This window comes from Dietzia cinnamea NBRC 102147 (genome assembly GCF_001571065.1).
Taxonomy (GTDB): Bacteria; Actinomycetota; Actinomycetes; order Mycobacteriales; family Mycobacteriaceae; genus Dietzia; species Dietzia cinnamea.
Window position 1 is genome coordinate 1 of the sequence record NZ_BCSW01000074.1, and the last position, 10,696, is coordinate 10,696.

Here is a 10,696-nt window from a genome sequence, read left to right on the forward strand (position 1 = left end):
GGACGACGACGGGGACGACGACGAGGTCGTCGTCTGCTCGCGCTCGGCGGCGGCCCGGAACAGCGCACGGCCGGGGGCGGCGGTGATGCCGTGTGCGACCGTACTGGCCACCACGACCAGTGTCCCGGCGCCGAGGAGTATCGGATCCGCACCGGCCCGTGAGGCCTCCTCGGTCAGGTAGAACACCGCGGCCACGCCGACGGGGCCGAACCAGCCGAGGTAGGCGGCGCCGCGCACCTTCAGGGCGAGCGACTTCATCAGGGCGAACAGCAGCGGTGGGCGACGCAGCAGCAGGACGCCGGCCGTGAGCCACACGGCGCCCCAGCCGAGCTCCGCCCAGGCGGTCCACGGGATCATCGCGCCCAGGGCGAGGAAGAACGGCAGGACGGCGAACTGGTTGACCGCCTCGTCGATCTCCACCTCCGTCTTGCGTTCGCTACCGGAGCTCGCGAGGTTGAACGCCAGCCCGGCGACGAAGGACGCGAACACCCCGTTGGCCTCGAGGAGACCCGACACGCCGAGGACGAGGATCGACAGCAGCAGGGTGTACATGAGCATGGCCCCCTTCTCGGTGTCGTGGTGTCGTTCCGAGAAGTGGAGGGCCTTCGCGGCGGCGACTCCACCGACGGCGCCCACAGCGAGGGCTGCTCCGATCTGCCAGAGGGCTTCCGTGGCGGCCTGACCGGCGGTGAGGGGGGTGGCCACGGCGAGCGCGACCAGGACGAGGGGCAGCGCGAGGCCGTCGTTGGCCCCGGACTCCAGGGACAGCAGCTGGCGGTCGTGTTCGGGTAGGTCCTCCTCGGCGGCGTCGCCGGTGACGGCGGCGGAGGCCAGGACGGGGTCAGTGGGGCAGATGGCGGTGCCGAACAGCAGAGCGAGGGCGAACGGTATGCCCAGAGCCCACATGGCCAGGCCCGTCGAGATCAGTGCCATCGCGGGCAGGACCACCACCAGCAGGAGCGCCAGACGCCGCCAGTGCTCGCGGATGGCGGAGAACGGGTAGCGCAGGGCCACACCCATCACCGAGACGGCGAGGAGGATCTCCGCTCCGTTGTGGAGGGTCGACTGCTCGGCGAGGATGTCGGGCACGTCCAACACACCGAGGACTGCGGGCCCCAGGATGACGCCGCCGGCGAGTGCGATCAGCGGCTCGGACACGGGCCAGCGCGTCATCCGCGCGGAGAGGGCGACGATCACCACCCCGAGAGCGCCCACGGCCGCGAGCAACAGATCGAGTGTGGGCAACGGTCCCTCCTTGCGTCGGTCGGTCATCCGCACCATAGGAAAGGCCGCCGGGGCGCGCATCCGGGTCCCGCGTCCGGACCCTCCGCCTCGGCCGGCAGCGCGCGTGCGACAGTGACCCCATGACCGCCGAACGCGAGATCACCCGACCCGTCGACCTGGCCCGCGGCCGCATGCTCAACCCGGACGCCGTGGGCTGGTCCCGGCGCCCCCTGCATTGCACTCATTTCGCCGATCGGGGCTGACCAATCGCTGGGAGTACCGGGGGTCGTCAACGACCGGTTCTCCCAGCGATTGGTCAGCCCCGATCGCTGGGAGTACCGGGGGTCGTCAACGACCGGTTCGTGGTCGGTCTGACGGTCGCCGGGCTGGACTATCTGGCCAACTGCGCGGTCTACGTCCTGGATCGGCACACGGGGCGGGAGGAGAGCCGCAGCGGGATCAGGCCGCTCCACCGGCCGCCGTTCGGTGAGGAACCGGGGGACGGCGCCCTGCGCGGATCGGCCGGCGTGGGTGGGGGTCGGGTGTCCATCGAGGTCGACGACGACGAGGACTCCACCTCCATCCGTGTGCAGGCGCGCGGTGTGCGGGTCCAGCTCGAGGTCAGCCGCCCGGGGCACGACAGCCTCGCGGTGGTGGTCCCGTGGAGTGAGCGGCGGTTCCAGTACACCCTCAAGGATCTGGCCAATCCCGTCACCGGGTCGGTGACCGTCGACGGCACGACGCAGGACCTCGGGGCCGGCTGGGCGGTCCTCGACCGCGGGCGGGGTCGTTGGCGGTACGCGACCACCTGGAACTGGGGCGCGGGTAGCGGCGTGGTGGACGGCTCGACGCGGGCGCTGCAGGTCGGCGGGAAGTGGACGGACGGCACCGGATCGACGGAGAACGGGATCCTCGTCGACGGCCGGATGCACAAGCTCGGCGACGACCTGCAGTGGACCTATGACGTGTCGGACCCGGCCGGGCCGTGGCGGGTGCGGGGTGAGCGGTTGGATGCCACGCTCACGCCGTTTCATATGCGCCGCGATATCACCGAGCTCGGGGTGTTGGCGGTGAAGACGCATCAGGCGTTCGGCACGTGGCACGGCACCGGCGTGCTCGACGACGGCACGGAGGTCTCGCTCGACGGGCTGGTGGGCTGGGCGGAGCAGTCACGCAACCGCTGGTAGGGCCGCAGATGCGAATGGCGGGTGACCCGCACCGGAGTGCGCATCACCCGCCATCGCGGTCGGGGTGGCTGACGGGACTCGAACCCGCGACAACCAGAATCACAATCTGGTGCTCTACCAGCTGAACTACAGCCACCACCGCTGCCCTCGCGGACAGCGCTGACGACTTTACCCTCTAGGTGGCCTCGCCGGGAAATCCGCAGGTGAGGCTACTCGACCGCGGGCAGCTCGGCGGCGGCCCTCTTGACCTCGTCGCTGGTCGGCCCGGGCTGCGGAACGAACGCGGTGGCCCGGTAGTACTGCAGCTCGCGGATCGACTCCTTGATGTCCGCCAGGGCGCGGTGGGACATGCCCTTCTCGGGCTGGCCGAAGTAGATGCGGGGGTACCACCGGCGGCACAGTTCCTTGATGGAGCTGACGTCGATCATCCGGTAGTGCAGGTAGGAGTTGAGCTCGGGCATGTCGCGGGCGAGGAAGCCGCGGTCGGTGCCGATCGAGTTGCCCGCCAGGGGAGCGGACCCGGCCACCGGCACCCACGCCCGTACGTAGTCCAGGACGGCCTTCTCGGCCTCGGCCACCGTCACCGTCGACCTGCGGATCTCCTCGGTCAGGCCGGAGAAGGCGTGCATGTCCCGCACCACCGGCACCATGGCGTCGAGCGCGGCGTCGGATGCGTGGATGACAATGTCGACGCCCTCGCCCAGCACGTTGAGGTCGGAGTCGGTGACCAGCGCCGCGATCTCCACCAACTTGTCGTTCGTGGTGTCGAGGCCGGTCATCTCGCAGTCGATCCAGACGATGCGGTCGTTCTTGGATTCCTGGTGGGGCGTCGGTGACGACGACGGGGCAGCGGTCTCGGCGGAGGTCGACTCGGGCATCGTTCGACTATATCGCCGCAGGACGGCCCGGCTGCTGTCGGCCGATCAGGCCCCGCCCTGCTGTCCCTCGCCGAGCTTGGCGTAGAACCTGCCCACGATCGGCGCCATGATCCCGCGCGGGACGTAGTTCCCGGCCACGGACATGGCCTGGCTCAGCGGGCCGGGCACCACGCGCATCTTGTTGCGGGCCAGCGCATCCAGCGAGACGCGGGCGGTGTACTCGGTGTCGACCCACAGGCGGTCGGGGACCAGGCGGTCGACGAAGGTCTTGTCCTCCTCGGCGATCTCCTCGGTGCGCACCGGACCGGGCGCGAGGAGGGTCACGTTGACGCCGGAGCCGATGAGTTCACCCCGTAGGGACTCGGAGAAGGTGTTGAGGAACGCCTTGGTGCCGGCGTAGGTGGCGTTGTTCGGGATCGGCATGTTCCCGGCCGCCGATCCGACGTTGAGGATCGCTCCCGATCGCCGTTCGACCATGCCGGGGAGGACCGCCAGGACTAGGTCGTGGCAGGCCACCGCGTTGACCTGCATCTGCTGCTTCTCGTACGCGGGGTCCAGCGACGCCACGGGTCCGAACGTGGCGATGCCGGCGTTGTTGCAGAGGACCGAGATCTCCCGCGTGGCCAGCTCGTCGAGCAGGGGCTGGCGCTCGGCGGGGCTGCCGAGGTCGCAGGGGCGGACGTCGACGCTCACGCCGTACTCGCTCTCGAGCCGCGTCTTGAGGGTCTGCAGGATTTCCTCGCTCCGGGCGACCACGATGAGCGAATGTCCACGCCGTGCGAGTTCGGTGGCCAGCGCCATGCCGATCCCGGAGGAGGCGCCGGTGACGACTGCTCGGTTCGACGTGGTGGGAGTGGGCAGGGACATGGGGCTCCTCGGGGCTTCGGGCTGGCGGACCGAGGCTGAGCGTACCGGCCGGAGCTCGGGACGCGGCCCCCGGCGAACGTCATTCGCCGGGGGCCGCCGGAGGGTGAACGGGAGAGGGGGGTCAGCTCCCGAGCGAGCCCATGCTGAGCGATCCACCGCCGCCGGCCGGATAGCGTGACGGGTGTGAACCAGTCGAACCGCCCCGAAACGTTCTCACCTGCGCCCCCGGCCCCGGCGACGCCTTCGGCGGCGGTGACGCGCACGCCTCGCGGCCGGATCGTGGCCTGGGGGATGTGGGACTGGGGGTCGGCGGCGTTCAACGCGGTGATCGTGACCTTCGTCTTCTCCGTCTATCTCACCGACTCGGTGGGCGCGGACCTCGACGGACCGCTGTCGGCCGCGACGTGGCTGTCGATTTCCGTCGCCGTCGCCGGGCTGGTCATCGCGCTCACCGCGCCGGTGATGGGGCAGCGCGCCGACCGCGGCGGTCGGCGTCGACGGTCGCTCGCAATCTGGACCTACGCGACGGTGCTGCTCACCGCGCTGATGTTCCTCGTCGACGCGGACGCCCCGTACCCGTGGTTCTTCATCGGGCTCGCCCTGCTGGCGATCGGATCGATCACCTTCGAGTTCGCCGAAGTGTCGTACTTCGCGATGCTGCGCCAGGTCTCGACCCCCGCCACGGTCGGCCGGGTGTCCGGCTTCGGCTGGGCGATGGGCTACTTCGGCGGGATCTTCCTGCTGCTCGGGGCGTTCCTCGGCTTCATCGCCGGCGACGGCCCCGACCGCGGGCTGCTCGGCGTCACCGCCGACGGCGGCATGAACGTGCGCCTGGTGTGTCTGCTCGCCGCCGTGTGGTTCGCGACCTTCGCGCTACCGGTGCTGCGGTCGGTGCCGGAGCACCGCCCGGCCGCTGCCCGTGGGGCCGCCGGTGAGGTCGACGACGACGAGCCCGGCTTCCTCGCGTCGTACCGCATCCTCTGGGTCGATCTGAAGCGCCTGTGGCGGCGGGATCCGCGCACCGTGAAGTTCCTCGTCGCGAGCGCGATCTTCCGGGACGGCCTGGCCGGGGTGTTCACCTTCGGGGCGATCCTGGCCGTGACGGTCTACGGGTTGGCGCCCGGGGACGTCCTCATCTTCGGCGTAGCCGCCAACGTGGTGGCGGCGCTGGGGGCGGCGGCCGCGGGCCTTGTCGACGACAAGGTCGGCCCCAAGGCGGTGATCATCGGCTCGCTGGTGGCGATGATCGCGACCATGACCGTCCTGCTGTTCGTCGACGGCCCCGCGATGTTCTGGGTCTTCGGGCTGCTCATGTGCCTGTTCGTGGGGCCCGCGCAGTCGGCGTCGCGGTCGTTCCTGGCCAGGCTGGCCCCGGCGGGCAGCGATGGTCAGATGTTCGGCCTCTACGCCACCACCGGCCGCGCGGTCTCGTTCCTCGCCCCCGCCCTGTTCGGGCTGTTCACGTGGGCGTTCGCGACGGATCGCGCGGGAATCGCGGGCATCGGCCTGGTGTTGCTGGTGGGCCTGCTCCTGCTGGTGCCGGTGCGGACGCCGACCCGCGACGAGGCGGCCGGTAGCTGGGCGGACGTTCGGTAAACCCTGAACCCGCTGATTAAGAGTCCGGCCCGCCGCGTCTGCGACCGCGCGTTACCTCGGCGTCCCGGGAGGGTCGCCCCGGGCTCGCCGGTCAGAGCTCGTCGGCCTCGAGGAGTTCGAGGACGGCCGCGGCGTCATCGACGATCGTGGAGAAGCCCGCCTCGGTGAGCTCGGCGTCGCCGATCCCTCCCGTGCGCACCGCCACCGAGCGGATGCCCAGCTTGGCCGCGGCGATCGCGTCCCAGGTCGCGTCGCCCACCATGATGGCGTTCTCGGCGTCGACGCCGGAGCGCTCCAGGGCGATCGCCACGATGGTCGGATCCGGCTTGGCCTGGTCGACGTCCTCGCCGGTGGTCACGGCGTCCAGGTGGTCGTCCACGTCGAGCAACTCGCGCGCCTGCTCGAACTCCGACGGCGCCGCCGAGGTCGCGAGCACGGTGATCCAGCCGCGTTCCTTGGCTCCGCGGACGAGCTCACGGCCACCGCGGAGCAGCCTCAGGGGCGCCTCGGCGTAATACTCGGTGTGCAGGTCCTTGGCCCGGCTCGCCATGTCATCGCGCTCGTCGTCGTCGACACCGGCGAGTTCCAGGAGTTCGGACACCAGCGTGGATCCGTCCTTGCCGATCCGTTTGTGGACCTCTACGTAGGGAACCGGCGCCCCGGCTTCCGCCAGTGCCCGGTACCAGGTCGCGACGTGGACGTAGGTCGAGTCGATCAGCGTGCCGTCGACGTCGAGAAGAAGTGCGCGCTCGGAACTCATGCCCCCGAAGGTGCCCGTCTCGCCGCGCGGCGGCAACCGCACACGTGTGTCCTCGGGCACGCCGGGGGCGTCATTCACCGGCGCTCGGCCGCGTCGACCGGTGGCGCTCGCCGTCGCTCGCGCGCACGATCGATTGGCATGACGCGCTTCGGATACACACTCATGACCGAACAGTCGGGCCCCAAGGAACTCGTGCGCTACGCCGCCAAGGCCGAGCAGGCGGGGTTCGACTTCGAGGTGGCCTCCGACCACTACTTCCCGTGGCTGAGCTCGCAGGGACACGCGCCGTACGTGTGGAGCGTGCTCGGTGCGGTCGCGCACGTCACCGAACGGGTCGACCTGTGCACCTACGTCACCTGCCCGATCCTGCGGTACCACCCGGCCGTCGTGGCGCAGAAGGCCGCGACCGTGCAGATCATGTCCGACGGCCGGTTCATGCTCGGCATCGGCGCGGGGGAGAACCTCAACGAACACGTCGTCGGCCAACGCTGGCCGTCCGTCGACGAGCGCCACGAGATGACCGTCGAGGCGCTGGAGATCATCCGCGAGCTCTTCGACGGCGGCCTCGTCACCTACTCCGGCGAGCACTTCCGCGTGGACTCCGCCCGCCTGTGGGACCTGCCGGAGAATCGCGTGCCGATCGGCGTGGCCGCCGGCGGCGAGAAGGCGCTCGCGCACCTCGGTCCGCTCGGCGACCACCTCATCGCCACCGAGCCCGAGAGCAGCTACATCGAGAAGTGGAACGCCCTGGATGGGCAGACCCCGATCGGTGACGGTGCCCGCGCGATCGCGCAGATTCCCATCAGCTGGGATCCCGACTCGCAGTCCGCCGCCGTCGAGCGCGCGCACGACCAGTTCCGCTGGTTCGCCGGGGGCTGGGCCATGAACTCCGACCTGCCCACCACCGCCGGGTTCGCCGCCGCCACCCAGTTCGTGCGGCCCGAGGACGTGGGGGAGCAGATCGCCTGTGGGCCCGACCTCGACGCGATCGTCGAGAAGGTGCGGCCCTACTGGGAGGCCGGGTACACCGACATCGCGCTGATCCAGATCGGCGACTCCACGCTCGACCGCTTCCTCGAGGAGGCCGCCGAGCCGCTGCTGGCGCGGCTGCGTGAGGCCGCGGGCTGACCGGCTGTCACCTCCGCTCGGCCGCCGCGCTCGCCCCGCCGCCGCGTCGATAAGAGCTTCGCGCCCGTATCGCCCGAGTAGGAGTGTGCGGAACACTCTTCTCGGTGGGCGGAGTGCCCGAATCGTGAAGCGCTGGGCGCCCCCGAGAGGATTCGAACCCCTGACCAGCCGGGTAGAAACCGGATGCTCTATCCACTGAGCTACGGAGGCCAACGACACACCGCGAGGGCGTCGCCGGGTGAATGGTAGCCGATCCGGGGGGTGGTCCCGGCACCGGCGAATCGGCCCGGGGGCGCCCGGGTTCTTACGATGGTGGTCATGACGTCGTCGAAGACCGCCCCAGCCACCACCGGGCGGCTCGGAACCCGCAGTATCGTCCTGCTCGTCCTGCTCCTCGCGGCGGTGGCGGCCGCGGTGGTCATCCCGCTCTCCGCGCTGTCGCGGGACGTCGCGCTGGAGCTGGTGGGCGTGCCCGACCCGGGCGTACTCACCACGGCCGGGCTGCCGGCGCTGCGGTCCATCGGCGAACTGCTCGCGTCGGTGGCGGTGGGTGCCGCCCTGTTCGCGGCGTTCTTCACTCCGCCGCAGAAGGACAAGACGCTCGATGTGGACGGCTACCGCATGCAGCAGATCTCGTCCTGGGCCAACATCGCCTGGGCGGTCGCGGCGGCGCTGCTCATCCCGCTGACCCTCTCCGACGTCTCCGGGCGCACGTTCTTCCAGTCGCTGCCGCCGGACCAGTGGCTGGTGGCGATCAACCAGATCGACGTGGCGTCCTCGTGGCGGTGGGCCGCGATCATCGCGCTCGTCGCCGGGATCGGGCAGCGACTTACGCTGAGCTGGCGCTGGTCGGTCATCTGGCTCGCCGTCACCGCGCTCTCGCTGCTACCGGTGGCGGCCACGGGCCACGCCTCGGGTAGCACCGCGCACGACATCGCCACCAACTCGCTGATCATCCACCTGTTCAGTGCCGCGTTCTACATCGGCGGGCTCGTCGCGGTGATCGCCCACACGTGGGTCGGCGGCACGCGGGTGGCCCTGGCCCTGCGTCGCTACTCGGCGGTGGCGACGGTGGCGATCATCGCGCTGGGCCTGTCGGGCGTGATCAACGCGATCGTGCGCCTGCACCCCGCCGACCTGTTCACCTCCACCTACGGGCTGCTGGTGGTGTGCAAGGCGCTCGTGCTGTGCCTGCTCGCCCTGTTCGGCCTGGCGGTGCGCCGCCGGGTCATCAACCGGATCGAGTCCAAGGGCGCCAACGCCCCGGTGGACCGCGCGACGATGCTGCGGATCATCCTCACCGAGTCCGTCATCATGGCGGGCACCATCGGACTGTCCGTGTCACTGGGTCGAACCCCGCCGCCGGCGCCGCTGTACGTGCCCACCCGCCAGGAGGCGCTGCTCGGCTTCGAGCTGCCCGGCCCATTTGGATTCGGCACCGTGTTCGGCACGTGGCGCTTCGATCTCGTCCTGGGGCTCGCCGCGGTGATCCTGCTGGGCCTGTACCTGTGGGGGCTGTTCAGCCTGCGCCGGCGCGGTGACTCGTGGCCGGCCGGCCGCACCGCCTTCTGGGTGTCCGGCTGCGTGATCCTCTTCCTCACGACCAGTTCGGGCATGGGGATGTTCATGATGGCCGACTTCGCCAGCCACATGGTGGGCCACATGATCATCTCGATGCTGGTGCCGGTCCTGCTCGCGCTGGGCGGCCCGTTCACGCTCGCGCTACGGGCGCTGCCGGCGGCCGGTCGGGGCAACCCGCCGGGGCCGCGCGAGTGGCTGGTCGAGTTCATCAACAGCCCGATCTCGCGATTCCTCACCCACCCCATCGTCGCGTCGGTGCAGTTCGTGGCCGGCTTCTACATCATCTACTTCGGCGGGTTCTACGAGACGCTGGCCTCCGAGCACCTGGGCCACATGTTCATGAACGTCCACTTCCTCATCAGTGGCTACCTGTTCTACTGGGTGATCATCGGCGTGGACGCGGCACCGCGGCACTTCTCGCCGATGTACAAGCTCATGGTGCTGCTCTCCTCGCTCCCGTTCCACGCGTTCTTCGGCATCCTGCTCATGAACTACCCCACGGTGCTGGCGGAGGGTTGGTACTCGGGCATCGGCCTGCCGTGGATCCCGGACCTGTTGCAGAGTCAGCGGGTCGGCGGCGGCGTCGCCTGGGCGATGGGGGAGATCCCGTTGGTGATCGTCATGCTGGCCCTGGCGTGGCAGTGGTACCAGAGCGACATGCGCGAGGCGCGGCGCGGGGAGCGGCAGGCCGACCGGGACGACGACGCCGAGCTCAGGGCCTATAACGAGATGCTCGCCGAGATGTCTCGCGCGGACCGCCGGCGCTGAGGTCGCGCACCTCGTCGTCGTCGCACCCCTCCTCTCCACACCCCGCCCCCTCTCCACAGGGTGACCACCGCGCGCGGTGGGGACCAGGGGTGACGACGACGAGGTGCGGCACTCTGCAGGGCACGAGGCCGGCGCACGGTCGGCCGAGCGTGACAGGAGCGAGCCCATGAACGAAGCCCAGACCACAGTCCGCGGAACCGTGATCACCCACCCCACCACCCGGCGCGTCGGCGACGACCAGGTGTTCTCCTTCCGGGTCGCCAGCAACACCCGCTACCAGGACCGGACGTCGGGGGAGTGGAAGACCGGCGGCACGCTGTACTTCTCGGCCAACTGCTGGGGCCGGCTCGCGCAGCGGGCGTCCGGGTCGATCTGCAAGGGCGACGGCGTGATCGTCCACGGCCGGTTGCTCACCAACGAGTACGAGCGCGACGGTCACCTCATGCGCGATCTGGAGATGCGGGTCAGCGCGCTGGGCCCGGACCTGTCCCGAATGGACGTCACCGTGCGCCGGGCCAAGCCGGACGCGCCCGGGGAGGGGGCGACCGACGGCGGCGAGCCGGGTCTGCGCGGCCTGTCCGAGGAGGACGAGGACGCGATGGAGATCGGGTCGCACGACCTCGACGCGGCGGGGGCGGTACCGGCCGGCGACGGCGAGTTCGTGGGGGTCGCCGGCGGGTAGACGCACCGGGGGAGGGGGCGGCGTC

10 protein-coding genes and 2 tRNA genes are annotated in these 10,696 nt (G+C 70.5%); 6 read left to right on the forward strand and 6 right to left on the reverse strand.

The features are described 5' to 3' along the window. The coding region (locus DCI01S_RS15190) for a cation:proton antiporter domain-containing protein (RefSeq protein WP_061230006.1) at positions 1 to 1,281 on the reverse strand (1,281 nt) is incomplete at its 3' end. An 83-nt stretch (positions 1,282 to 1,364) separates the two neighbouring features. On the opposite strand from DCI01S_RS15190, the gene DCI01S_RS18080 reads away from it, so the two are divergent. Further along, the gene (locus DCI01S_RS18080) at positions 1,365 to 1,487 is read left to right on the forward strand and encodes a hypothetical protein (RefSeq protein ID WP_256386838.1); all 123 of its coding nucleotides are present in this window, start codon (positions 1,365 to 1,367) and stop codon (positions 1,485 to 1,487) included. Positions 1,488 to 1,553: 66 nt separating this feature from the next. Next, positions 1,554 to 2,411, forward strand: coding sequence for a DUF2804 domain-containing protein (locus tag DCI01S_RS15195; RefSeq protein WP_259828072.1), 858 nt, complete (start codon positions 1,554 to 1,556; stop codon positions 2,409 to 2,411). Positions 2,412 to 2,474: 63 nt separating this feature from the next. Here DCI01S_RS15195 and DCI01S_RS15200 read toward each other — a convergent pair. From DCI01S_RS15200 to cmrA, 3 genes are all read right to left on the reverse strand, one after another. Beyond that, a tRNA-His gene (locus tag DCI01S_RS15200) sits at positions 2,475 to 2,547 on the reverse strand. Positions 2,548 to 2,620: 73 nt separating this feature from the next. Further along, positions 2,621 to 3,289 (reverse strand): oligoribonuclease, encoded by a 669-nt coding sequence (gene orn, locus DCI01S_RS15205; RefSeq protein WP_082767863.1) that lies wholly within the window; start codon positions 3,287 to 3,289, stop codon positions 2,621 to 2,623. A gap of 45 nt (positions 3,290 to 3,334) precedes the next feature. Next, positions 3,335 to 4,156, reverse strand: a complete 822-nt coding sequence (cmrA, locus tag DCI01S_RS15210) for a mycolate reductase (RefSeq protein ID WP_061230007.1) — start codon at positions 4,154 to 4,156, stop codon at positions 3,335 to 3,337. Positions 4,157 to 4,447: 291 nt separating this feature from the next. Between cmrA and DCI01S_RS15215 the strand changes: the two genes are divergently transcribed. Continuing rightward, complete coding sequence (locus DCI01S_RS15215) at positions 4,448 to 5,752, forward strand: MFS transporter (protein WP_232303173.1); 1,305 nt, start codon at positions 4,448 to 4,450, stop codon at positions 5,750 to 5,752. Between the two features lie 91 nt (positions 5,753 to 5,843). Here DCI01S_RS15215 and DCI01S_RS15220 read toward each other — a convergent pair whose 3' ends face one another. Further along, positions 5,844 to 6,512, reverse strand: coding sequence for an HAD family hydrolase (locus tag DCI01S_RS15220; protein WP_061230012.1), 669 nt, complete (start codon positions 6,510 to 6,512; stop codon positions 5,844 to 5,846). A 138-nt stretch (positions 6,513 to 6,650) separates the two neighbouring features. On the opposite strand from DCI01S_RS15220, the gene DCI01S_RS15225 reads away from it, so the two are divergent. Beyond that, positions 6,651 to 7,640, forward strand: a complete 990-nt coding sequence (locus DCI01S_RS15225; protein WP_061230009.1) for a TIGR03557 family F420-dependent LLM class oxidoreductase — start codon at positions 6,651 to 6,653, stop codon at positions 7,638 to 7,640. A 137-nt stretch (positions 7,641 to 7,777) separates the two neighbouring features. On the opposite strand, the gene DCI01S_RS15230 is transcribed toward DCI01S_RS15225, so the two are convergent. Further along, positions 7,778 to 7,850 (reverse strand) — tRNA-Arg (locus tag DCI01S_RS15230). A 108-nt stretch (positions 7,851 to 7,958) separates the two neighbouring features. Between DCI01S_RS15230 and DCI01S_RS15235 the strand changes: the two genes are divergently transcribed. Continuing rightward, on the forward strand, positions 7,959 to 9,989 hold the full coding sequence (locus DCI01S_RS15235; RefSeq protein WP_061230010.1) for a bifunctional copper resistance protein CopD/cytochrome c oxidase assembly protein: 2,031 nt from the start codon (positions 7,959 to 7,961) through the stop codon (positions 9,987 to 9,989). Positions 9,990 to 10,155: 166 nt separating this feature from the next. Then, positions 10,156 to 10,671, forward strand: a complete 516-nt coding sequence (locus tag DCI01S_RS15240; protein WP_063935582.1) for a single-stranded DNA-binding protein — start codon at positions 10,156 to 10,158, stop codon at positions 10,669 to 10,671. The last annotated feature ends 25 nt before the right edge of the window (positions 10,672 to 10,696 follow it).

Coding starts and splice junctions, on each gene's coding strand:
- cmrA (WP_061230007.1), bottom strand. CDS start 4,156: ATGTCCCTGCCCACTCCCACCACGTCGAACCGAGCAGTCGTCACCGGC.
- DCI01S_RS18080 (WP_256386838.1), top strand. CDS start 1,365: ATGACCGCCGAACGCGAGATCACCCGACCCGTCGACCTGGCCCGCGGC.
- DCI01S_RS15235 (WP_061230010.1), top strand. CDS start 7,959: ATGACGTCGTCGAAGACCGCCCCAGCCACCACCGGGCGGCTCGGAACC.
- DCI01S_RS15225 (WP_061230009.1), top strand. CDS start 6,651: ATGACGCGCTTCGGATACACACTCATGACCGAACAGTCGGGCCCCAAG.
- DCI01S_RS15220 (WP_061230012.1), bottom strand. CDS start 6,512: ATGAGTTCCGAGCGCGCACTTCTTCTCGACGTCGACGGCACGCTGATC.
- orn (WP_082767863.1), bottom strand. CDS start 3,289: ATGCCCGAGTCGACCTCCGCCGAGACCGCTGCCCCGTCGTCGTCACCG.
- DCI01S_RS15240 (WP_063935582.1), top strand. CDS start 10,156: ATGAACGAAGCCCAGACCACAGTCCGCGGAACCGTGATCACCCACCCC.
- DCI01S_RS15215 (WP_232303173.1), top strand. CDS start 4,448: ATGTGGGACTGGGGGTCGGCGGCGTTCAACGCGGTGATCGTGACCTTC.